The organism is Streptomyces sp. NRRL B-3229 (assembly GCF_000719505.1).
GTDB classification, from domain to species: Bacteria; Actinomycetota; Actinomycetes; order Streptomycetales; family Streptomycetaceae; genus Streptomyces; species Streptomyces griseorubiginosus.
Genome location: NZ_JOGP01000001.1, coordinates 69,640 through 92,313 on the forward strand (window position 1 = coordinate 69,640; position 22,674 = coordinate 92,313).

The 22,674-nt window shown below is 70.1% G+C and carries 21 protein-coding genes; 14 read left to right on the forward strand and 7 right to left on the reverse strand.

Annotation, left to right across the window (positions count from 1 at the left end; genetic code table 11):
• Window positions 1-26 precede the first annotated feature (26 nt).
• Window positions 27-470 (reverse strand): SRPBCC family protein, encoded by a 444-nt coding sequence (locus IF54_RS0100340; RefSeq protein ID WP_030313171.1) that lies wholly within the window; start codon window positions 468-470, stop codon window positions 27-29.
• Window positions 471-604: 134 nt separating this feature from the next.
• On the opposite strand from IF54_RS0100340, the gene IF54_RS0100345 reads away from it, so the two are divergent.
• From IF54_RS0100345 to IF54_RS0100360, 4 genes are all read left to right on the forward strand, one after another.
• Entirely contained in the window at window positions 605-1,642 is a 1,038-nt protein-coding gene (locus IF54_RS0100345) for an Rv2578c family radical SAM protein (RefSeq protein WP_030313173.1), read from the forward strand.
• Window positions 1,643-1,777: 135 nt separating this feature from the next.
• Window positions 1,778-3,346: an alpha/beta hydrolase gene (locus IF54_RS0100350; protein WP_030313175.1), complete on the forward strand. Its 1,569-nt coding sequence runs from the start codon at window positions 1,778-1,780 to the stop codon at window positions 3,344-3,346.
• 56 nt (window positions 3,347-3,402) lie between these two features.
• Window positions 3,403-3,801 (forward strand): RidA family protein, encoded by a 399-nt coding sequence (locus IF54_RS0100355; RefSeq protein WP_030313177.1) that lies wholly within the window; start codon window positions 3,403-3,405, stop codon window positions 3,799-3,801.
• A gap of 40 nt (window positions 3,802-3,841) precedes the next feature.
• Window positions 3,842-4,375, forward strand: a complete 534-nt coding sequence (locus IF54_RS0100360; protein ID WP_030313179.1) for a GNAT family N-acetyltransferase — start codon at window positions 3,842-3,844, stop codon at window positions 4,373-4,375.
• Between the two features lie 116 nt (window positions 4,376-4,491).
• Here the strand turns inward: IF54_RS0100360 and IF54_RS0100365 are convergent, their stop codons facing one another.
• Window positions 4,492-5,067 (reverse strand): adenylosuccinate lyase, encoded by a 576-nt coding sequence (locus tag IF54_RS0100365; RefSeq protein ID WP_030313181.1) that lies wholly within the window; start codon window positions 5,065-5,067, stop codon window positions 4,492-4,494.
• A 377-nt stretch (window positions 5,068-5,444) separates the two neighbouring features.
• Between IF54_RS0100365 and IF54_RS0100370 the strand changes: the two genes are divergently transcribed.
• From IF54_RS0100370 to pssA, 9 genes are all read left to right on the forward strand, one after another.
• Window positions 5,445-7,250 (forward strand): 3-hydroxyacyl-CoA dehydrogenase family protein, encoded by a 1,806-nt coding sequence (locus IF54_RS0100370; RefSeq protein ID WP_030313183.1) that lies wholly within the window; start codon window positions 5,445-5,447, stop codon window positions 7,248-7,250.
• 157 nt (window positions 7,251-7,407) lie between these two features.
• Entirely contained in the window at window positions 7,408-8,223 is an 816-nt protein-coding gene (locus tag IF54_RS0100375) for a TetR family transcriptional regulator (RefSeq protein ID WP_037819097.1), read from the forward strand.
• Between the two features lie 395 nt (window positions 8,224-8,618).
• The gene (gene ccrA, locus IF54_RS0100380) at window positions 8,619-9,956 is read left to right on the forward strand and encodes a crotonyl-CoA carboxylase/reductase (protein WP_030313188.1); all 1,338 of its coding nucleotides are present in this window, start codon (window positions 8,619-8,621) and stop codon (window positions 9,954-9,956) included.
• A 17-nt stretch (window positions 9,957-9,973) separates the two neighbouring features.
• Window positions 9,974-12,022, forward strand: coding sequence for a protein meaA (locus tag IF54_RS0100385; protein ID WP_030313190.1), 2,049 nt, complete (start codon window positions 9,974-9,976; stop codon window positions 12,020-12,022).
• Window positions 12,019-12,978 carry an HpcH/HpaI aldolase/citrate lyase family protein gene (locus IF54_RS0100390; protein WP_020119114.1) on the forward strand — a complete coding sequence of 320 codons (960 nt, stop codon included), beginning with the start codon at window positions 12,019-12,021 and terminating at the stop codon, window positions 12,976-12,978. The genes IF54_RS0100385 and IF54_RS0100390 overlap by 4 nt, the downstream gene beginning before the upstream one ends.
• Before the next feature lie 5 nt (window positions 12,979-12,983).
• Complete coding sequence (locus IF54_RS0100395) at window positions 12,984-13,490, forward strand: MaoC family dehydratase (RefSeq protein ID WP_007385824.1); 507 nt, start codon at window positions 12,984-12,986, stop codon at window positions 13,488-13,490.
• A gap of 5 nt (window positions 13,491-13,495) precedes the next feature.
• On the forward strand, window positions 13,496-14,701 hold the full coding sequence (locus IF54_RS0100400) for an acyl-CoA dehydrogenase family protein (RefSeq protein WP_020133353.1): 1,206 nt from the start codon (window positions 13,496-13,498) through the stop codon (window positions 14,699-14,701).
• Between the two features lie 170 nt (window positions 14,702-14,871).
• Complete coding sequence (locus IF54_RS0100405; RefSeq protein WP_020133354.1) at window positions 14,872-15,528, forward strand: phosphatidylserine decarboxylase; 657 nt, start codon at window positions 14,872-14,874, stop codon at window positions 15,526-15,528.
• A 22-nt stretch (window positions 15,529-15,550) separates the two neighbouring features.
• Entirely contained in the window at window positions 15,551-16,369 is an 819-nt protein-coding gene (gene pssA, locus IF54_RS0100410) for a CDP-diacylglycerol--serine O-phosphatidyltransferase (protein WP_030313199.1), read from the forward strand.
• 60 nt (window positions 16,370-16,429) lie between these two features.
• On the opposite strand, the gene IF54_RS0100415 is transcribed toward pssA, so the two are convergent.
• Genes IF54_RS0100415 through IF54_RS0100435 form a run of 5 tightly spaced genes read right to left on the reverse strand, consistent with a single transcriptional unit; the run spans window position 16,430 to window position 21,232 of the window.
• Entirely contained in the window at window positions 16,430-17,701 is a 1,272-nt protein-coding gene (locus tag IF54_RS0100415) for an ABC transporter substrate-binding protein (protein ID WP_030313204.1), read from the reverse strand.
• Window positions 17,698-18,789, reverse strand: coding sequence for a branched-chain amino acid ABC transporter permease (locus tag IF54_RS0100420; protein WP_037819011.1), 1,092 nt, complete (start codon window positions 18,787-18,789; stop codon window positions 17,698-17,700). The genes IF54_RS0100415 and IF54_RS0100420 overlap by 4 nt, the downstream gene beginning before the upstream one ends.
• Window positions 18,782-19,672: a branched-chain amino acid ABC transporter permease gene (locus IF54_RS0100425; protein WP_030313208.1), complete on the reverse strand. Its 891-nt coding sequence runs from the start codon at window positions 19,670-19,672 to the stop codon at window positions 18,782-18,784. The genes IF54_RS0100420 and IF54_RS0100425 overlap by 8 nt, the downstream gene beginning before the upstream one ends.
• A complete protein-coding gene (locus IF54_RS0100430) occupies window positions 19,669-20,433 on the reverse strand; it encodes an ABC transporter ATP-binding protein (protein WP_030313210.1) in 765 nt (254 codons plus the stop codon). Before IF54_RS0100430 ends, IF54_RS0100425 begins: the two co-directional genes overlap by 4 nt.
• Window positions 20,434-20,437: 4 nt before the next feature.
• Window positions 20,438-21,232, reverse strand: a complete 795-nt coding sequence (locus tag IF54_RS0100435; RefSeq protein WP_030313212.1) for an ABC transporter ATP-binding protein — start codon at window positions 21,230-21,232, stop codon at window positions 20,438-20,440.
• 181 nt (window positions 21,233-21,413) lie between these two features.
• Here IF54_RS0100435 and IF54_RS0100440 point away from each other — a divergent pair, with 181 nt between their 5' ends.
• Entirely contained in the window at window positions 21,414-22,643 is a 1,230-nt protein-coding gene (locus tag IF54_RS0100440) for a PucR family transcriptional regulator (protein WP_030313214.1), read from the forward strand.
• The last annotated feature ends 31 nt before the right edge of the window (window positions 22,644-22,674 follow it).

The window sequence follows — 22,674 nt, forward strand, 5'->3', positions numbered from 1 at the left end:
ATCAACATCCGCCGCGTGCGGACGACTTACTTCTCGACCTCGGCGGCGAGCCGGTCGAGGAGGGCGTCGTAGATCCTGCCGAGACCCTTGGGCGCGAAGGTCCTCTCGAAGAAGCCGCCGATGCCGCCGGCACCGTCCCAGGTGGTGGTCACGACGACGCGGGACTTGCCCTCGCCGGCCGGGGTGACCCGCCAGGTGGTGACCATGGAGGAGTTGCGGTCCTTCTCGACGAGCTCGCCGTCGGTGGGCTCGGTGACCTCCAGGAGGCAGTCCCGGATCCGCTTGCTGGTGGCCTGGAGCTTCCAGTGCACGAGGGTGCCCTCGCCGTCGCCGCCCTCGCGGACCTCGTACTCGCTGAACTGCTCGGGCAGCACCTTGCCGCGGGTGCCGCTGTAGTCGGCGACGGCGTCGAACACCTTCTCCGCGTCCGCCGCGACGATCCGCTCCGTAGTGGCCTCGACCTGCGCCATCGACTTCCTCCAGGACTTCAAGTTCTCGGGGTCGGGGCAAGCCAACCACCCCGGCCCACGGCCTCCCAAATCGGGGTTGCACGAAAATTCGAACAAGTGTTTCACTCGAAGGGCAGTGCTACCGAGGAGGCCTCATGCGCTGGGAGAACCTCACCGAGTCCGCGGAACACGGACGGGCCGACGCCGCCCTCTTCGGCGCCGACGCGGTGGTCAGCCGGACGTTCGACACCCCCGAGTTCGCCGGGATCACGTTCCACGAGATCCGGGCCCGTTCGATCATCAACCGGGTGCCGGGCGCCTCCCGCATGCCCTTCGAGTGGACGGTCAACCCGTACCGGGGCTGCACGCACGCGTGCGTGTACTGCTTTGCCCGCAAGACCCACAGCTACCTGGACCTGGACACCGGTCTCGGCTTCGACTCACAGATCGTGGTCAAGGTGAACGCGCCCGAGCTGCTGCGCCGGCAGCTGGCCTCGCGCCGCTGGACGGGCGACCACATAGCGATGGGCACCAACGTCGACTGCTACCAGCGCGCGGAGGGGCGGTACCGGCTGATGCCGGGCATCCTCGGCGCCCTGCGCGACCACGCGAACCCCTTCTCGATCCTGACCAAGGGCACGCTGATCCTGCGCGACCTGGACGTGCTGAAGCAGGCCGCCGAGGTGACCGACGTCGGCGTCTCGGTGTCGGTCGGCTTCACCGACCGCGAACTGTGGCGCACCGTGGAGCCGGGCACCCCCGCGCCGGAGCGGCGCCTGGACGTCGTACGGACACTGGGCGAGCACGGCATCGGATGCGGGGTGCTGATGGCGCCGGTGATCCCGTTCCTGAGCGACCATCCGGCCCAGCTGCGGGCCACCGTGCGCGCGATCGCCGCCGCGGGGGCCACCTCGGTCACCCCGCTGGTGCTGCATCTGCGGCCGGGCGCCCGTGAGTGGTTCATGGCCTGGCTGGACCGGGAGCACCCGTATCTGGTGCGCCGGTACGAGCGGCTGTACGCGGACGGCGCCTACGCCCCGAAGTGGTACCAGCGCCGGATCACCCGTCAGGTCCACGAGCTGGCCCGGGAGTACGGCATCGGTCCGGCGGGCGCAGGGATGCCGCGGCGGATCCGGGAACCGGAGCCCGAGGCCGAGCCGGTGTCCGAACCGACTCAACTCACGTTGCTCTGAGAGCGTTCGAGCGCATCATTCGGCCCAATCGGGTCAACTATTGTCAGATCAGGTTCTTCCGGACGTACTTTCCGGGACGATACGGCGTGGACCGTGACCCTCGCGGCCAGAAACCCTCCGTCCTGGGAGGACTTCATGAGAAAACGCGCAGCCGTGCTGTGCGGCGCCGCGGTCGTCGTGGCCGGGTCCGTCACCGCGGTCCCCGCCGAGGCCGGCTCCTCGCAGCCCCCGCAAGCCGTCGCCCTCGCCTGGAAGAAGTGCGGCACCGACGACCACCCGACGCTCCAGTGCGCGTCGCTCAAGGTGCCGCTCGACCACGCGAACCCGCGCGGGCGGCAGATCACCCTGGCCCTGTCCCGGGTCCCGCACACCGCGAAGACGTACCAGGGCCCGCTGCTGGTCAACCCGGGCGGCCCGGGCGGCAGCGGCCTGACCCTCGCCGCGTTCGTCGCGGGCGCACTGCCCAAGGCGGTCGCGGCGCAGTACGACGTCATCGGCTTCGACCCGCGCGGCGTCGGCAGGAGCAAGCCCGCCCTCGACTGCAAGCCGGGTTACTTCAACCCGGTGCGCCCCGACTCCGTGCCGGTCACGCCCGCGATCGAGAAGGCCAACCTCGACCGGGTCGAGGCCTTCGCCGCCGCCTGCGGCCGGAAGTACGCGAGCGTGCTGCCGTACATCGACACCGTCAGCGCCGTGCAGGACATGGACTCCATCCGCCAGGCACTCGGCGCCCGGCGGATCAACTACTTCGGCTACTCCTACGGCACCTACCTGGGCGCGGTCTACGCCAAGCTCTTCCCGCACCAGGTGCGCCGCCTGGTCCTCGACTCCATCGTGGACCCGACCGGCGTGTGGTACGAGGACAACCTCGGCCAGGACTACGCCTTCAACGACCGGCACCGCGCCCTGATGACGTGGATCGCCAAGTACGACAGGACGTACAGGCTCGGCACCGACCCGGAACGGATCGAGGCCAAGTGGTACGCCATGCGGGCCGCCCTCGCCCGGAAGCCCGCGGGCGGCAAGGTGGGTGCCTCCGAGCTGGAGGACACCTTCATGCCCGGCGGCTACTACAACGGCTACTGGCCCTATCTGGCCGAGGCGTTCTCGGCGTACGTGAACAAGAAGAACGCCGACCCGCTCGTCGAGGCGTACGAGAACTTCGCCGCCGTGGACGCCTCCGGTGACAACGGCTACAGCGTCTACACCGCCGTGCAGTGCCGCGACTCCTCCTGGCCGCGCGACTGGCGGCAGTGGCAGAAGGACAACTGGGCGGTGCACGAGGAGGCGCCGTTCATGACCTGGAGCAACGCCTGGTACAACGCGCCGTGCGCGTTCTGGCCGACGGACTCCCTGAAGCCGGTGAACATCGCCAACGGCAAGCTGCCGCCGGTGCTGCTCTTCCAGGCGACGAACGACGCGGCCACCCCGTACCAGGGCGGCGCGACGGTCCACCGTCTGCTGGCCGGCTCCAGCCTCGTCGTCGAGCAGGGCGGCGAGAACCACGGCATCACGCTGAGCGGGAACGCGTGCCTGGACAAGCACCTGGCCGCGTATCTGACCGACGGCAGGGTGCCGCGCGGTCACGGCGAGGCCGACGCGGTGTGCAAGGCGCTGCCCGGCCCCAAGCCGCTGACCGCCAAGGCCGCGTCGACGTCCTCGCGGGGATCGACGCTGCACGGGCTGCTGGGCTTCCGCGGCTGAGCGCCCGAGACTCCGTCAGGGACGGCGTTGTCAGTGGCGTGGTCCACCATGGCCCCATGACCGAGCTGACCAGGATTCCCGCCCCCGACGGGGTCGCCCCCGCGGCCCAGTACTCCCATGTGGTGCTGGGCCGCGGCCGTTTCGTCGCCATCTCCGGCCAGGTGGCCCTGGACGAGAACGGCGAGCTGGTCGGCGAGGGCGACGCCGAGGCCCAGGCCCGCCAGGTCTTCGAGAACCTCCGCCGCTGTCTGGCCGCCGCGGGCGCGAGCTTCGACGACGTCGTCAAGCTCACGTATTTCGTCACGGACCTGGAAGACATGCCGGCTCTGCGCGCGGCCCGCGCCGAGCACATACCCGACGACCGGCTGCCGGCGGCCTCCGCCGTGCAGGTGGCGGGGCTGGTGCGGCCGGAGTTCCTCATGGAGGTCGAGGCGTTCGCGGTGCTCGCCGAATAATGCGGAGCCCGGAGCGGGTCGGCGTGTCTAGGGTGCCGTCATGATCGACGATGACCGCTTCCTCGTCCGCCCCATGGCCCTCGACGACTGCGACCGCGTGGGCGAGATCCGCGTCCGCGGCTGGCGTAGCGCCTACCGCGGCCTGGTCCCCCAGTCGTACCTCGACGCGATGAGCCCTGCGGGGGACGCAGAACGGCACCGGGCCCGCTTCGCGCAGGGGGACCCGGACATCGTGAACCTCGTGGCCGAGTGGGACGGCGACGTCGTGGGCTGGGCCTGTCACGGCCCGTACCGCGACGGCGAGGTCCGCACCGCCGACGCCGAGTTGTACGCCGTCTACGTGGACCCGCGGCGGTACGGCACCGGCATCGGACAGGCCCTGCTCCGGGAAGCCCTGTGGAACCGCACGGCTCTCGGACACGACCGCATGTACCTGTGGGTCCTGAGGGACAACACCCGAGCCCGCCGCTTCTACGAGCGGGCGGGCTTCGAGGCCGACGGCACCGAGGAGCCCTTCGAGGCAGACGGCGTCCCGGTGCCGGAGGTGCGGTACGTCCGGCCCCTCACCCCCTGACGGCTCACCGGCGGGTCGGAATCCGCGACGGCTCTCCGCTAGGTCGCAATCCGCAACGCCTCACCGCTGCCCTGGGATCCTCGACGCCTCGCCGCTGCCCTGGAACTCTCGACGGCTCACCGCTGCCGGGGAATCCGCGCCAGCGCCCGCACCGCCGCCTCCGCCAGCACCGGGTGCGCGAGGGCCTCGTTCAGTACGGGTCTGGCCCGCGCGTCGGCCAGGGTGCCGAGCCCCTCCACACAGGCCAGGGCGACCCGGCGATAGGGGTCGTGCGGATTCAGTCGCCGTTCCAGCGTGGTGATCAGCGCGGGCACCGACTCGGGGGCGCGCAGTTGCGCAAGGAGGCGCACGGGGTGCAGGGCGTAGGCGACCCGGAGTTCGTTGGTGGCGAGGGCGGCGGCCGCGCGGGCGGTGCGCGGGTCTCCCAGTCGGGCGAGCGCGTACGCGGCAGTGGCACAGCGCGGCGGATCACGGTGGTTGAGCAGCAGGACGAGCGCCTCGAAGGCCCGGCGGTCCCCGGCGAGTCCGAGCCGGAACGCGGCCAGTTCCCTGGCCCACAACGGCTGCCCGGGCGCGGTGAGCACCTCGGCCAGTTCGTCGAGGTCCCCGGTCGCCGCCAGCCGGTCCAGGGCGGCCGACGCTCCCGCCTCCCGCCGTAAACGCTCCGTGAGCGATCGCAACTCTTCGTCCATGAACCCGAGGTTAGGGGGACGGCCCGGGGCACGGGACGTACATCACAAATCCGGGGGCTGGCGCGCTCGTTACCCACCGGTTAAGCTCAGACGAGCGAGTTACCCACTCGCGGAACTCCTTGCGGTGGCCTGGTGACGCAGCCACCGTGAGAGCAGTCGGTTCGGTACCTCGGGTACCACCAGTACGACCCGGTCTGGGACAGGGCCGGTCGGCTTCTCCCGTTCTCCGGGCGTGTGCAGCGCCCGCGACGACGGCCCGGGCGTGTGCGCTCGCAGCCCGGCAACACCCGCATTCCGCAACGCCTCACGCACCCGGTACGCCCCTCGGCGTACCGGGTCGCGCTCCCAGTCGTCACCCTCATTCCTGGAGTTCCGCGATGGCCACTCCCCTGTCCGACCCCTCCCTGTCCCCGCTCAGGACGATCGCCGTCGTCGGCCTCGGCACCATGGGCACCGGTATCGCCGAGGTCCTCGCCAAGGCGGGCCGCGAGGTCGTCGGCATCGACATCAGCGAGGCGCAGACCGCCAAGGCGGTCGCCGCCCTGGAGACCGCGACCGCCCGTGCCGTGGAGCGCGGCCGGCTCACCGAGCAGGAGCGCGCCGACGTCCTCGCCCGCGTCCGCACCTCCACCGATCTGCGTGCGGCGGCCGACGCCGACCTCGTCATCGAGGTGGCTCCGGAGTCGTACGAGATCAAGCACCAGATCTTCCGCGAGCTCGACGGGATCGTGCGCCCCGACGCGATCCTCGCGACCGGCACCAACGCGCTGTCCGTGACCCGCCTGGCCGCCGACTCGGCCCGCCCGGAGCGGGTGCTGGGCCTGCACTTCTTCAACCCGGCGCCCGCGATGAAGCTGGTCGAGGTCGTCTCCTCGGTGCTCACCGCGCCGGCCGCGGTCACCGCGGTCACCGACCTCGCCCTCGACCTCGGCAAGGAGCCCGTCGCGGTCGGCGACCGGCCCGGGTTCGTCGCCGACGGGCTGCTGTTCGGCTACCTCAACCAGGCGGCCGCGATGTACGAGGCGAAGTACGCCTCCCGCGAGGACATCGACGCGGCGATGCGACTCGGCTGCGGTCTGCCGATGGGCCCCCTCGCCCTGCTCGACCTGATCGGCGTCGACACCGCCCGCACGGTCCTGGAGGCCATGTACGCCGAGTCCCACGACCGGCTGCACGCTCCCGCCCCCATCCTCAAGCAGCTCAGCGAGGCGGGACTGACGGGCCGTAAGTCGGGACGCGGCTTCTACACGTACGAGGCCCCGGGCAGCGCGACGGTCGTGCGGGACGCGCTGACGCCGCTGGAGAGCTCGGAGCAGGTCGCGGGCCGCGAGGTCCGCTCGGTCGGGGTCGCCGGTTCCGGGACCATGGCGTCCGGCATCGCCGAGGTGTTCGCCAAGGCGGGCTACGAGGTCGTGCTCGCCGCCCGCAGCGAGGAGAAGGCGCAGACGGCGAAGGCCCGTATCGGCAAGTCGCTTTCGCGCTCTGTCGACAAGGGCCGGATGACCGCCGAGGCCGCCGCGCGGACCCTGGACCTGATCACCCCGGCGGGTTCCTACGAGTCCTTCGCGGACGTCGACCTGGCGGTCGAGGCCGTCGCCGAGGACCTGGAGATCAAGCAGCAGCTGTTCGCCGCGCTGGACAAGGTCTGCAAGCCGGGCGCGATCCTTGCGACCACGACCTCCTCGCTGCCCGTCGTCGCCTGCGCCCGCGCCACCTCGCGCCCGCAGGACGTGATCGGCATGCACTTCTTCAACCCGGCGCCCGCGATGAAGCTGGTCGAGGTCGTCCGTACGGTGCTCACGGCCGAGGACGTCCACGCGACGGTCCGCGAGGTCTGCGTCCGGATCAAGAAGCACGCGGTGGACTGCGGGGACCGGGCCGGCTTCATCGTCAACGCCCTGCTTTTCCCGTACCTCAACAACGCGATCAAGATGGTCCAGGAGCACTACGCGTCGCTCGACGACATCGACGCGGCGATGAAGCTCGGCGGCGGCTACCCGATGGGGCCCTTCGAGCTCCTCGACGTCGTCGGGCTCGACGTCTCGCTCGCGATCGAGAAGGTCCTGCACCGGGAGTTCCGCGACCCGGGCCTGGCCCCGGCCCCGCTCCTGGAGCACTTGGTGGCCGCGGGCTGCCTCGGCCGCAAGACCGGCCGTGGCTTCCGCGAATATGCCCGCCGCTGAGCACGCCGGCGACTGGTTCGGCGGCGAGGACTGGGGCGGGCTGCTCGGCCCGGGCGGCCCGCCCCCGCCGCCCTGGGCGGGCGGCTCTGCGCCGGCCCGGGGCGGGACAAACCCCGGACACGCGCACCAACCTGCACACATGCAGTACGTTCGGGGCATGCCCCAGCCCGCCAAGTCGTCCCGTACGCCAGCCACACCCGACGCGCCGGAGAGTGCCGCCGGCAGCCGCGCGGCCGCCCAGCGGCTCAAGATGCGCCGCGAACTGGCGGCCGCCGCGATGGAGCTGTTCTCCACCAAGGGGTACGAGGCGACCACCGTCGACGAGATCGCGGCCGCGGCCGGGGTCGCCCGTCGCACCTTCTTCCGCCACTTCCGCTCCAAGGAAGAGGCGATCTTCCCCGACCACGACGACACCCTGATCCGCGCCGAGGCGGTGCTCAACGCGGCCCCGGCGCACGAGCATCCGCTGGACACGGTGTGCCGTGGCATCAAGGAAGTCATGAAGATGTACGCGGGCCGGCCGGAGATCTCGGTCGCCCGCTACAAGCTCACGCGCGAGGTGCCGACGCTGCGGGAGGCGGAGATCGCTTCGGTGGCCCGCTACGAGCGGTTGTTCACGCGGTATCTGCTCGGGCACTTCGACGAGCACGCGCACGACGACGACGCCAACGACGATCCGCTGCTGGCCGAGGTCGCCGCGTCCGCCGTGGTCACCGCCCACAACCACGTGCTGCGCAGATGGCTGCGGGCGGGCGGACAGGGCGACGTGGAGGCGCAGCTGGACCACGCCTTCGCCATCGTGCGCAAGACCTTCGGGACGGGCATCGGAGCGGGCCGGGACACCACCACCGCACCGCGGTCGGCTCCCGCCTCGGTGACGTCCCAGGGCGAGGTGCTGGTGACCGTCGCGCACACCGACGCGCCGCTCGACGAGGTGATGCGGGCCATCGAGCAGGCGCTCAAGGAGCGCTGAGCGGCGCTTCCCCGCTGTGATGACGGCCACCCTTCGGGGTGGCCGTTTTGGCATGTCAGGGACCCATTTCAGGCAGCTTTCAGCCGCCGTTCGATCGATCATCGCTCATTTGTTACGTAAAGATTTCATCTGAGAGCAATCTCTGGCACTCAGTGCCTTGCATGGTGGCACGCGGTGTCTTACGTTGAGGGTGTCCGGGCGGCCGGCGTGCAGAGACCTTTCGCACGTCGGCTGTCCCAGCAACTCATCGAGCTGCCCGCCCGGACGCCTGCGTCACAGGCAACCTCCCGCGCCACAAAGCGCTGCCGCACAGCAAGACCGCCGAACCGACGGCACCGACGTAACCCTCAGCGTCTCCCCTCAAGACGCCATTCGCCGGAGGCAACACCGTGACCGTGAAGGACATCCTGGACGCGATCCAGTCGCCGGACTCGACTCCGGCCGACTTCGCCGCTCTGCCGCTCCCCGAGTCGTACCGCGCGATCACCGTGCACAAGGACGAGACGGAGATGTTCGCGGGCCTGGAGACCCGCGACAAGGACCCGCGCAAGTCGATCCACCTCGACGACGTTCCCGTGCCCGAACTCGGCCCGGGCGAGGCCCTGGTCGCCGTGATGGCATCGAGTGTCAACTACAACTCGGTGTGGACCTCGATCTTCGAGCCGCTGTCGACCTTCGGTTTCCTCGAGCGCTACGGCCGTACCAACGACCTGGCCAAGCGCCACGACCTGCCGTACCACATCATCGGCTCCGACCTCGCGGGCGTCGTGCTGCGCACCGGCCCCGGCGTCAACGCCTGGAAGCCCGGTGACGAGGTCGTCGCGCACTGTCTGTCGGTCGAGATGGAGTCGAGCGACGGCCACAACGACACGATGCTCGACCCCGAGCAGCGCATCTGGGGCTTCGAGACCAACTTCGGCGGCCTCGCGGAGATCGCACTGGTCAAGTCGAACCAGCTGATGCCGAAGCCGGACCACCTCAGCTGGGAGGAGGCCGCCGCCCCGGGGCTCGTGAACTCGACCGCGTACCGGCAGCTCGTCTCCCGCAACGGCGCCGGCATGAAGCAGGGCGACAACGTCCTGATCTGGGGCGCGAGCGGTGGACTCGGCTCGTACGCCACGCAGTTCGCCCTCGCCGGCGGCGCCAACCCGATCTGTGTCGTCTCCAGCGACCAGAAGGCGGACATCTGCCGCTCGATGGGCGCCGAGGCGATCATCGACCGCAACGCCGAGGGCTACAAGTTCTGGAAGGACGAGCGGACCCAGGACCCCAAGGAGTGGAAGCGCTTCGGCAAGCGCATCCGCGAGCTCACCGGCGGCGAGGACATCGACATCGTCTTCGAGCACCCGGGCCGCGAGACCTTCGGCGCCTCCGTGTTCGTCACCCGCAAGGGCGGCACCATCACCACCTGCGCCTCGACCTCGGGCTACATGCACGAGTACGACAACCGCTACCTGTGGATGTCCCTGAAGCGGATCATCGGCTCGCACTTCGCCAACTACCGCGAGGCCTGGGAGGCCAACCGGCTCATCGCGAAGGGCAAGATCCACCCCACCCTGTCGAAGGTCTACTCCCTGGAGGAGACCGGCCAGGCGGCCTACGACGTGCACCGCAACCTCCACCAGGGCAAGGTCGGCGTGCTCTGCCTGGCCCCCGAGGAAGGTCTCGGCGTGCGCGACGAGGAGATGCGCGCCACGCACATCGACGCCATCAACCGCTTCCGCAACGTCTGAGACACCCGGGGTCATAGATGACTGAGCGTCAGCCCGCCGAAGGCGCGCGGGAGAAGGACCGGCCGTGGCTCATGCGCACGTACGCCGGGCACTCCACGGCCGAGGCGTCCAACGAGCTGTACCGGCGCAACCTCGCCAAGGGGCAGACGGGCCTTTCCGTGGCCTTCGACCTGCCGACGCAGACCGGCTACGACTCCGACCACATCCTCGCCCGCGGCGAGGTGGGCCGGGTCGGCGTGCCGATCGCGCACCTCGGTGACATGCGCCGGCTGTTCCAGGACATCCCCCTGGAGCAGATGAACACCTCGATGACGATCAACGCCACCGCCATGTGGCTGCTGGCGCTCTACCAGGTCGTCGCCGAGGAGCAGGGTGCGGACATCACCAAGCTCCAGGGCACGACCCAGAACGACATCGTCAAGGAGTACCTGTCCCGGGGGACGCACGTCTTCCCGCCGGGGCCGAGCCTGCGCCTGACGACGGACATGATCGCGTACACGGTCTCCCACATGCCGAAGTGGAACCCGATCAACATCTGTAGCTACCACCTCCAGGAGGCGGGCGCCACGCCGGTCCAGGAGATCGCGTACGCGATGTCCACGGCGATCGCGGTCCTGGACGCCGTCCGGGACTCCGGTCAGGTGCCGCAGGAGCGCATGGGCGACGTGGTCGGCCGGATCTCCTTCTTCGTGAACGCGGGCGTCCGCTTCATCGAGGAGATGTGCAAGATGCGCGCCTTCGGCCGCATCTGGGACAAGGTCACGCGCGAGCGCTACGGCATCGAGAACCCCAAGCACCGCCGCTTCCGGTACGGCGTCCAGGTCAACTCCCTCGGGCTGACCGAGGCGCAGCCGGAGAACAACGTCCAGCGGATCGTCCTCGAGATGCTGGCCGTGACCCTCTCGAAGGACGCACGCGCGCGTGCCGTGCAGTTGCCGGCCTGGAACGAGGCCCTGGGGCTGCCCCGGCCCTGGGACCAGCAGTGGTCGCTGCGGATGCAGCAGGTGCTGGCGTACGAGAGCGACCTGCTGGAGTACGAGGACATCTTCGAGGGCTCGCACGTCGTCGAGGCGAAGGTGAGCAGGCTCGTCGAGGAGTCGCTCGCGGAGATCGAGCGGATCCAGGAGATGGGCGGCGCGATGGCCGCCGTCGAGTCGGGCTACCTGAAGTCGCAGCTGGTCTCCTCGCACGCCGAGCGGCGCGCTCGTATCGAGTCCGGTCAAGAGAAGATCGTGGGCGTCAACATCTTCAACACGACCGAGCCCAATCCCCTGACGGCCGATCTCGACCAAGCCATCCAGACGGTCGATCCGGCTGTCGAGGCCCGGGTCATCTCGTCGCTCCAGAACTGGCGTGACACCCGCTACCAGCCGCCCTTCAACCACCCGCGCCCCTGCAAGGCGCTGGACAAGCTGAAGGAGGCCGCGCGCGGCACCGGCAACCTCATGGAGGCCACCCTGGAGTGCGCCCGCGCGGGCGCGACGACCGGGGAGTGGGCCGGTGCCCTGCGGGAGGTGTTCGGCGAGTTCCGGGCGCCCACGGGCGTCTCCTCGGCGCCGGTGGCGGTCCCTGCGGAGGAGGGCTCGGCCATGGCCGACGTCCGCCGCAAGGTCGACGTCACGGCGAAGGACCTCGGCGTCGGCAAGCTGCGCTTCCTGGTCGGCAAGCCGGGCCTGGACGGGCACTCCAACGGGGCCGAGCAGATCGCGGTCCGCGCGCGTGACGCCGGCTTCGAGGTGGTCTACCAGGGCATCCGGCTCACCCCGGAGCAGATCGTGGACGCGGCCCTCGCGGAGGACGTGCACGCGGTCGGCCTGTCGATCCTGTCCGGCTCGCACGCCCAGCTGGTGCCGGACGTCCTGGAGCGGCTCCGTGTGGCCGGTGCCACAGATATACCGGTGATCGCCGGTGGCATCATCCCGAATGGTGACGCCGAACAGCTGCGGGCAGCCGGAGTGGCCGCGGTCTTCACCCCGAAGGACTTCGACATCACCGGAATCATCGGCCGGATCGTCGACGAGATCCGCAACGCGAACAAGCTCGACCCCCTGGAGGTCCCCGCATGACCGTCAACCGTCTGCGTCCCCGCCGCTCGTGTCTCGCGGTACCGGGAAGCAACCCCCGCTTCCTGGAGAAGGCGCAGGGCCTCCCGGCGGACCAGGTCTTCCTCGACCTGGAGGACGCGTGCGCCCCGCTCGCCAAGCCCGAGGCGCGGCACACCATCGTCAAGTTCCTCAACGAGGGTGACTGGACCGGCAAGACGAGGGTCGTGCGCGTCAACGACTGGACGACCGAGTGGACGTACCGCGATGTCGTCACGGTCGTCGAGGGGGCCGGCCAGAACCTCGACTGCATCATGCTGCCGAAGGTGCAGACTGCGGAGCAGATCGTCGCGCTCGACCTCCTGCTGACGCAGATCGAGAAGACCATGGGCTTCGAGGTCGGCAAGATCGGCATCGAGGCGCAGATCGAGAACGCCCAGGGCCTCAACAACGTCAACGAGATCGCGACGGCTTCCCAGCGCGTCGAGACGATCATCTTCGGCCCGGCCGACTTCATGGCGTCGATCAACATGAAGTCGCTGGTGGTCGGTGAGCAGCCGCCCGGCTACCCGGCGGACGCCTACCACTACATCCTGATGAAGATCCTGATGGCCGCCCGAGCCAACAACCTCCAGGCGATCGACGGCCCGTACCTCCAGATCCGCAACATCGACGGCTACCGCGAGGTCGCCCAGCGCGCCGCTGCGCTCGGCTTCGACGGCAAGTGGGTGCTGCACCCGGGCCAGGTCGAGGCGTCCAACGAGATCTTCTCGCCCTCTCAGGAGGACTACGACCACGCCGAGCTGATCCTGGACGCGTACGACTACTACACGTCCGAGGCGGGCGGCAAGAAGGGCTCGGCGATGCTCGGCGACGAGATGATCGACGAGGCCAGCCGCAAGATGGCGCTGGTCATCTCCGGCAAGGGTCGCGCGGCCGGCATGCAGCGCACCTCCAAGTTCGAGATCCCGGAGGGCTGAGCGCCATGCAGTTCGGACGCACTTACGAGGAGTTCGAGGTCGGGGCGGTCTACAAGCACTGGCCAGGGAAGACGGTCACGGAGTACGACGACCATCTCTTCTGTCTCCTCACCATGAACCACCACCCGCTCCACATGGACGTCAACTACGCCGAGAAGACGACCGACTTCGGCAAGAACGTGGTGGTCGGCAACTACATCTACTCCCTGCTGCTCGGCATGTCGGTGCCGGACGTCTCCGGGAAGGCCATCGCCAACCTGGAGATCGAGTCGCTGAAGCACGTGGCGCCGACCTTCCACGGCGACACGATCTACGGTCAGACGACCGTGCTCGACAAGTGGCCCTCCAAGTCGAAGAACGACCGCGGGATCGTCTACGTCGAGACCAAGGGCTACAAGCAGGACGGCACGCTGGTCTGCGTGTTCCGCCGCAAGGTCATGGTGCCCACCGAGACCTACATCAAGGAGCGCGGCGGCGAGCAGCCCGGCCGCCCGGAACTTCAGGAGGGCTGAGCCCGATGGCACGCCTCGCCCAGACCGCCGGTCTGACCGACATCCAGCAGGAGATCCTGTCCACGGTCCGCGACTTCGTGGACAAGGAGATCATCCCGGTCGCGACCGAGCTGGAGCACCGCGACGAGTACCCGCAGCAGATCGTCGACGGGCTCAAGGAGTTGGGCCTGTTCGGCCTGATGATCCCCGAGGAGTACGGCGGCCTGGGCGAGTCCCTCCTGACGTACGCGCTGTGCGTCGAGGAGATCGCCCGTGGATGGATGTCGGTGTCCGGCATCATCAACACCCATTTCATCGTGGCGTACATGCTCAAGCAGCACGGTACGCAGGAGCAGAAGGACCACTTCCTGCCGCGGATGGCGGCCGGCGACATCCGGGGCGCCTTCTCGATGTCGGAGCCGGGTCTCGGCTCGGACGTGTCCGCCATCACCTCCAAGGCGGTCAAGGACGGTGACGAATACGTCCTCAACGGCCAGAAGATGTGGCTGACGAACGGTGGAACGTCAAGTCTGGTCGCCGTTCTCGTCCGAAGTGATGAAGGACACCCTGAGGGCACCGCGCCCCACAAGTCGATGACCACCTTCCTGATCGAGAAGGAGCCCGGCTTCGGAGAGGTCCGTCCGGGCCTCACCATCCCCGGGAAGATCGACAAGATGGGCTACAAGGGCGTCGACACCACCGAGCTGATCATGGATGGCCTGCGGCTTCCGGCCGATCGGGTGCTCGGCGGGACCACCGGCCGAGGTTTTTACCAAATGATGGACGGCGTGGAAGTGGGCCGCGTGAATGTGGCGGCGCGTGGTTGCGGTGTCGCTCAGCGTGCCTTCGAACTGGGCGTCCAGTACGCCCAGCAGCGTCACACTTTCGGCAAGCCGATCGCCCAGCACCAGGCGATTCAGTTCAAGCTGGCCGAGATGGCTACCAAGGTCGAGGCCGCGCATGCGATGATGGTCAACGCGGCACGCAAAAAGGACTCCGGGGAGCGAAACGACCTTGAGGCAGGGATGGCGAAGTACCTCGCCTCCGAGTACTGCAAGGAGGTCGTGGAAGACGCCTTCCGGATCCACGGCGGCTACGGCTTCTCCAAGGAGTACGAGATCGAGCGTCTCTACCGTGAGGCCCCGATGCTGCTGATCGGTGAAGGTACCGCCGAAATCCAGAAAATGATCATCGGTCGCAGGCTGCTCGAAGAGTATCGGTTCCAGGGTTAGATGTCCGGATACGGGGTGTTTTCTTGGAGAAGAAGATCACACCCCGTCGATGGGCTTCGGCCGCCGACTCGGCTTCCTGGCTTGCCCAGTTGTGGCCCGCGCCCGGTACGATCCCGGAAAGCCGCCGTCCCCCGTCTAGTGCGCGGCATCATCCGCTACGAAGGTCATCCATGCCCCACAGCCAAACCTCTGCACCTCGCGACAGCCTGGCAGGCGTACGCCTGGCCCGCGGAGCATCGCCGTGGCTTCTTCCGACCGTCGCCACCGCAGCCGTCAGCCTGCTGCGCGCACGCCGCTCCGGCGTCGCGAAGGCCGTCGCCGTGCCCACCACCGCGCTCGCGGCGGGCATGCTGTGGTTCTTCCGCGACCCCGAGCGCGAGATCGCCCCGGGCCGGGTCATCTCCCCGGCCGACGGCGTGGTGCAGAGCATCATGCCGTGGAAGGACGGTCGCACCCGCGTCGCGATCTTCATGAGCCCGCTCAACGTCCACGTCAACCGCGCGCCGCTCTCCGGCACGGTGACGTCGGTCGAGCACATCCCCGGCGGGTTCGTTCCGGCGTTCAACAAGGAGAGCGAGAACAACGAGCGCGTCGTCTGGCACTTCGACACCGAACTCGGTGACATCGAGATGATCCAGATCGCCGGCGCGGTGGCCCGCCGCATCGTGCCGTACATCCCGCAGGGGACGAAGGTCGAGCAGGGTGACCGCATCGGGCTGATCCGCTTCGGCTCGCGTGTCGACATCTACCTGCCCGAGGGCGTGGAGGTCGCGGTCGAGGTCGGACAGAAGACGGTGGCTGGGGTGACTCGCATTGACCGTGATTGATCCCGAGACCCAGGCAGGCTGGGTGCCCGAGGCCGACGACGTCGACGACGACGAGGAGATGCCTCTTTCTCTCCGCCTCTCGATAGCGGACACCCTCACCCTCGGCAACGCCACGTGCGGCTTCATGGCGGTGTACTTCACCACCACCGGCATCCTGATCCCGCACCTCACCGACAGCCAGGAATCCGGCATGGCGCGCAACAGCGCGGCCACCGCGGTCATCCTGATGCTGTGCGCGGCGGTCTTCGACCTGTTCGACGGCCTGGTGGCGCGCAAGCTGCGGTCCTCGCCGATGGGCGCGGAGCTGGACAACCTCTCCGACCTGATCAGCTTCGGCCTCGCGCCGGCGTACTTCGTCCTCGTCTACGGCATGGTGGCGGACGACGCTTCGCAGAAGGTGGCCGCGGTCGGGGCCGTGGTGGTGCTGCTAGCGGTGGTGCTGAGACTCGCGCGGTTCTCCTGTGTGACGGTGAAGGACGGCACCTTCCAGGGCATGCCGTCGCCGTTCGGCGCGCTGACCGTGGTGTCGATCGTCCTGCTGGAGCTGCCGTTCGTGGCGACGCTCCTGGCGATCCTGGGGACGGCGTGGCTGATGGTGAGCCGGGTCGAGTACCCGAAGCCGCGGGGGCGCCTCGCGGTCGGGATGCTCTCCTGGATCGTCCTGGGCATGGGCCTCCTCGCGGCCTGGGCGTTCGGCGCTCCGGGCGGCCAGCTGCTGCTCCAGACGGGGTGCGCGCTCCAGCTGGTCATGGGCGCGGTGATCCCCCTGTTCGCCACGGCCCGCCGGGTGAACAACTTCCGCGACAACAGGCGCGAGGCTCGGGCAGCGCAGCTGCCGTAGCGATGACAGTGCGTGCGTGAGGGGCTCGAACCGATTCCGGTCCGAGCCCCTCAGCCGTTCTCAGGCCCTCGGTGTGTACGCCTGCGCCGCCTGCGAGGCCCCCGCCTCCCGTACGACCTTCATGCCGCCCGTCGCGTCCTTGTCCGGCTGGAGGATCACGCTCTCCCGGGAGGACGGGGAGGCCGGGTCGGTGAAGTCCTGGGTGACGCCGAAGCCGATGTCGTAGGAGTTGATCGACAGCAGGGCCTTGTCGACGCCCTCCCGGGTGAGGTCCTTGCTGGTGCATGCCTTCTTCAGGGCCTCGCCGAAGGCGGACGCCGCCGTCCAGCCGGCGACGATGCCGTTGTCCAGGGCGTCGTCCGGGTAGGCGGAGCGGTAGTCGGCGACCAGCTTCCTCGCCTGCGGGGTGTCCGCGCCGATGGGGAGCGAGGGCGAGGCCACGTAGTAGTTCTTCATCAGGGCCGGACCCGCCTGGGTCGCGAGCAACTGCGGCGCGAACGCCGAGTTGTTGCCGATCACCGGCACGTCGAAGCCGCTCGCCGCCGCCACTCCCACCAGCGAGGCCGCCTGCCGCGGCCCCGCACTGATCACGACCGCCTTGACCCCGGCCTGCTTGAGCGCGGTGACCTGGGCCGTCATGTCGTTGTCGGTCGGCTTGATCTTCTGCTCGACGACGGTCAGCCCGGCCTCCTTCGCGATGTGCTTCGAACCGGCCAGCGCACTCTCGCCGTAGTCGCCCTCGAAGTAGACGTGGCCGATCCTGTCGCCCTTCCTGATCCCCTTCTCCTTGATCAAGAAGTCGACGGCGTTGATCGTCTCGACGTCGTAGGTCGACCCGATGACCCGGATGTAGGGGCTGCCCAGCAGTGCGGAGGACCAGGCCTGCGGCAGCACCAGCGCCTTGTCCTGGCCGTCGATCCGCTGCTTGACCGCCGCGACGAAGGGCGAGCCGATGAACTGGGTGAAGCCCAGCACCTTCGGCTCCAGCTCGGTGTAGCCGGAGACGGCCTTCTGCGGGTCGTAGCCGTGGTCGCGGACCGACAGGGCCACCTGGTAGCCGCAGACGCCCCCGGCGGCGTTGAGCTGCTTCACGTACAGCTGCTGGGCCTGGGTGACGCTCTTGCCCAGGGTCGCGTAGACGCCGGTCATGTCGGTGAGCGCGCCGAGGGTGATCGTCTTCCCGGAGACGCCCTCCCCGGTCTTCACCCCGCCCGCACCCGCCTTGTCGCCGTCCCCGTCGGAGTCCTTGGCCTTGGAGCTGCACCCGGCCACCAGCAGCAGGGCGGCGAGGGCACCGGCCGCGGTCCTGGTCACGTACGTCGTCGTGCTCATCGTTCCTCCGTGTGGGTTCCCGTGTCGTTTCCGGTGCGGCGCCGGGCGGCCGTGCCGACCAGGCCGCCGGGCAGGAAGAGCACCACCAGCACGACGGCGGCGCCGTAGAGGTACCGGGAGGCCTCGCCCGGTGCGATCCCGCCCGTGCCGGGTGCGGAGACGAGCGGCAGCGCGTCGCTCCAGCGGGTCAGCAGCTGCGGGAGCACCGAGACGAAGACGGCCCCGGCCACCGCTCCGGAGACCGAGCCGAGGCCGCCGATGACGATCATCGCGAGGTATTCGAGCGAGAGCGTGATGCCGAAGTAGTCGGGCACCGTCCGCTGGAAGACCAGCGCGAGCAGGACGCCCGCCAGGCCCGCGTACATCGAGGACAGCACGAAGACCGCGGCCCGGTGCCGGGCGACCGGCACACCGAGCACGCCGGCGGCTACGCGGTGGTCCCGGATCGCGTTCATCGCCCGGCCCGGGCGGCCGCGCAGGACACCCCTGGCGAACAGCGCGCCGGCCGTCAGCAGGGCAAGACCCGCGTACCAGAGCTTCTCCGCCGAGCCGAACGGCACGGCGGCGACGAGGAGTTCGCTGTCGTCGAAGGTCAGGCCGAACAGGCTCAGCGGCGGTACGTCCCGGCCGTTGGCGCCGCCGGTCAGATCGTGCGCGTTGAACATCACGTGCTGGCCGATGAAGACGAGCGCGAGCGTGGCGATGCCGAGGTAGGCGCCGCTGAGCCGCCCCGAGATGGGGCTGAAAAGCCCGCCGGCGACCCCGGTGACGAGGACCGCGAGCACGGCCGCGAGCCAGGTCGGCAGGCCGAGCCCGGCCAGTCCGTCACCGCCGTCGGCCGCGAACACGCAGTAGCCGTAGGCCCCGACGGCGAGGAAGAAGGCGTGGCCCATGGAGAGCTGGCCGGTCGCGCCGGTGAGGAGGTTGATGCCGATCGCCCCGATCGCCGCGGCCATCGCGAACAGGCCCGCCTGGAGCCAGAACCGGTCCAGGTAGAAGGGCAGGGCGAGGAGCAGAACGGCCACCGCGGTCCAGAGGTACGTCCGTGCGCTCAGGAGCCTGAGCGGTCTCACCAGGGCCTCAGACACGGGCGAGCTCCTTGGTGCCGAACAGCCCCGAGGGGCGTACGAGCAGGATCGCGACCATCACCAGGTAGGGGGCCAGGTCCCCCAACCCCCGTCCCAGGAAGGTGAGATGGCTCTGGTAGCCGGTGGCGAGGGACTCCGTGACCCCGACCAGCAGCCCGCCCACCAGCGCGCCCGTCGTGGAGTCCAGCCCGCCGAGGATGGCGGCCGGGAACGCCTTGAGTGCGGCCAGCGAGGTCGCCCGCTCCAGGCCCGGCGTCGGGAAGACGGTGAGGAACAGGGCGGCCACGGCGGCGAGTCCGCCCGCCACCGCCCACGCCCCGAGCGACACCCGCCCGAGCCGCACGCCCATCAGCGCGGCCGTCTCAGCGCTCTCCGCCGCCGCCCGCATCGCCACGCCCCACGAGGTGTACCGGAAGGCCAGCAGGAAGGCCGTGATGAGCAGCGCGGCGGCCACGAAGGCGGCGATCCGGGTGTGCGCCAGGGAGACCGGCCCGATTCTCAGGACGGCGTCGCCCCACGGGTCACCGAGCGTCAGCACGTCGGTGCCGATACGGCGGGTCAGTTCGGTCGTGAGCAGGATGTCGACGCCGATGGTGACGATCGCCAGCACGCTGTGGTCGCTCCCCCGGTACCGCCGCATCACCAGGAACTCCACGGCGGCCCCCACCAGCGCGGCACCCACGATCCCCACGAGCAGGGCGGGCCAGAAGCCGAGGTCGTCGTGGAGGGTCGCGGTGACGTATCCGCCCGCCAGCAGCAGGGACGCGTGGGCGAAGTTGACGACCTCGGTGGCCCGGAAGATCACCACGAAGCCGAGCGCGATCAGCGCGTACACCGACCCCAACGAGACGCCGTTCAGCAGGAGCTCGGCGAAGGTGCTCATGACGCCGCCCCCAAGTAGGCCTGTACGACGGCCGGGTCGTTCTGTACGTCGGCGGGGGCGCCGTCGGCGATCCGGCGCCCGAAGTCCAGTACGGTCACCGCGTCCGCGAGCCGCATCACCACCCCCATGTCGTGTTCCACCAGCACGATCGAGATACCGAGGCCGTCCCGGACTCCCGCGATCACCGCGGCCGTCCGGCGCCGTTCGTCGGCGGTCATGCCCGCGACCGGTTCGTCGAGGAGCAGCAGACGGGGTTCCATGCAGAGCGCGCGAGCGAGTTCGGCGAGCTTCTGCTGTCCGTACGGGAGCGAGCCCGCCGGGCGCTCCAGACAGTCCGCGATGCCGACGAACTCGGCGATCTCCCGGACGCGTTGGCGGTGCCGGCGCTCTTCCCTGGCCGCCGACGGCAGCCGAAGTCCCGCGGCCAGGAAACCGGTTCGGGTGAGCCGGTGGCGGCCCAGCAGCAGACAGTCCTCGACCGAGGCATGGGGCGGCAGGGCGAGGTTCTGGAAGATGCGGGCGACCCCGAGCGCGGCGATGCGGTGCGCGGGCATTCCGGTGAGCTCGTGCGCGCCGAAGCGGACGCTGCCGGAAGTGGCGCGGTAGACGCCGGACAGGACGTTGAAGCAGGTTGATTTTCCCGCCCCGTTGGGGCCGATGAGAGCGTGGACGGTACCGGGGCGGACGGTGAAGGAGACGGCGTCGAGGGCGGTGAGCCCGGCGAAGCGGACGGTCAGATCGCGTATGTCGAGGGGGTCCACCGGGTCATCCCTTCCACCGGGTGAGGGTCCGTGCGCCGGTCGTCTCCGCGTCCGCCGCCGCGTCCTCGTCGACCACGCCCAGGTAGCGGCGGCGGACCTCGTCGGAGGCGGCGAGTTCCCCGGCCGGGCCCGACAGGGTGATCTCGCCGACCTCGAGGACGTACGCGTGCGTCGCGAGGCGCAGGGCGAGTGCCGCGTTCTGTTCGACGAGGAGGACCGAGGTGCCCTGGGCGTTGATCTCGCGGACGGTGTCGGCGATCCGCCGGGCCATGAGCGGGGCGAGTCCGAGGGAGGGTTCGTCGAGGAGCAGGACCCGGGGCGCGGCCATCAGGGCGCGGGCGACGGCGAGCATCTGCTGTTCGCCGCCGGACAGGAGCCCGGCGCGCTGGTTCGCGCGTTCGGCGAGCACGGGGAACAGCGCGTGGACCCGGTCCAGGGCCTGCCCGCGCCCGGATCCGCTGCCGCCGAGGGCGCCCGCGCGGAGATTGTCGGCGACCGTCATGCGGGCGAAGACCCGTCTGCCCTCCGGCACTTGGGAGACCCCGGCGGCGACCACCCGGTCCGGCGCCAGGGTGTCGAGGCGGCGGCCGTCCAGGGCCACCGTGCCCTCGGTGACCGCGCCGCCGTGGAAGGAGAGGGTCCGGCTGATCGCCCTGAGCAGGGTGGACTTGCCCGCGCCGTTGCCACCGAGCACCGTCACCACGGCCCCCTCCGGCACCTCCAGGGACACCCGGCGCAGGGCGCGCACGGGACCGTATCCGACCGACAGGCCCTGGACGGCCAGTCCGGCTCCGATCATGGGCTCCCCCTTGTCCGCTCTCGGTGTGGCGCTCACCCCAGCACCCGGTGGAGGCGTCCGTCCACGGGCCCCGGCGGAATCGCTGCGCGTGCCCACCGGGCCGATGCCGTCGTTGTGCGTGCGCACAACACCGCGTGTCAGGGGCCTGTGCGAGGCGGTGTGCCGATGGCATCCTCCGGGAATGGGAGGGCGACGGCCGCGGACCGGTCATGACTGGAAGCTGCTCGCGGAGTCCTGCACGGCTCTGCTGGAACGGGTGCCGGAACTCGTCGACGAGCACCTGCGACAACTCACCGACCACTCCCGCGTCTACGGGCAGGTGCTGCCGTACGACCAGCAGTGGCGGGAGGCCGAGGAGGCGATACGGATCGGTATCGAGACGATCTCCGCGCCCCGGGACTCACCGCGCCGCGACCTGGAGTACGCCGAGGACGCGGGCCGCCGCCGGGCGCACCAGGGGCTGCCGCTGGACCTCCTGGTGCACGCCTACCGCAACGCCGGTTACCTGGTGTGGGACGCGCTCGTGGAGGGCGCGACCGGGCGGGAGCCGGAGCGGCTCGCGGCGCTGATGCGGTCGACGACGATGGTGTGGTCGGCGGTGGACGCGCAGGCGCAGGCGGCCTCGGAGGCGTACCGGGCGACCGAGGCGGAGCTTCGGCGGCGTACGGACGAGCAGTTGCAGGCGCTCCTGGACGCGCTGCTGGAGGGGCAGGCCACGCCCGGGCTCGCCGCGCGGGCGGCGGCGGGGCTCGATCTGCCGGAGCACGGGCCGTACGCGGTGGTGGTGCTGCGGGCCGAGCGGCGGGAGTCTGCCGAGCGGCCGCTGCGGGGTGCCGGGTTCCGGTTCATCTGGCGGATGCGGGCCGACAGCGAGGTCGCGGTCGTGGCGCTCGCGCCCGGTCAGGGCCTGGACGGAGTGGCGCGCGCGTTGGAGGGGCGCTGTTCGGGGCCGGGCGGGATCAGTCCGGTGGTGCCGGGCCTGGCCGAGCTGGGGCGGGCCCGGCGGCTCGCCGAGCTGGCGTTGCGCACGTGTCCGCCGGACGACAGCGCGGTCGTACGCCTTGATCAGCGGATGCCGACCGCGCTCGTGGTGAGCCAGCCGGAGCTGGCCGACCGGCTGGTGTCGGACGTGTTCGGGGCGCTCCTGGAGCTGGAGCCCGCCGACCGGGCCGTGCTCCTGGAGACCCTCGACGTGTGGCTGCTGTGCGAGGGCTCGGCGGGGCGGGCCGCGGGCCGCCTGTACTGCCACCGCAACACGGTCTTCAACCGGTTACGGCGGCTGGAGCAGCTGACGTCCCGGTCGCTGGCCCGGCCACGGGACCTGATCGAGATGACGCTGGCGCTCGACGCGTACCGGTTGTCGGGCGGCCGGCGCGCCGAGCTCGGGCGAGGAGTGCAGCCGACGGGCTGACCCGGCAAGGGCCGGTCTCGCCTGCTGCGGC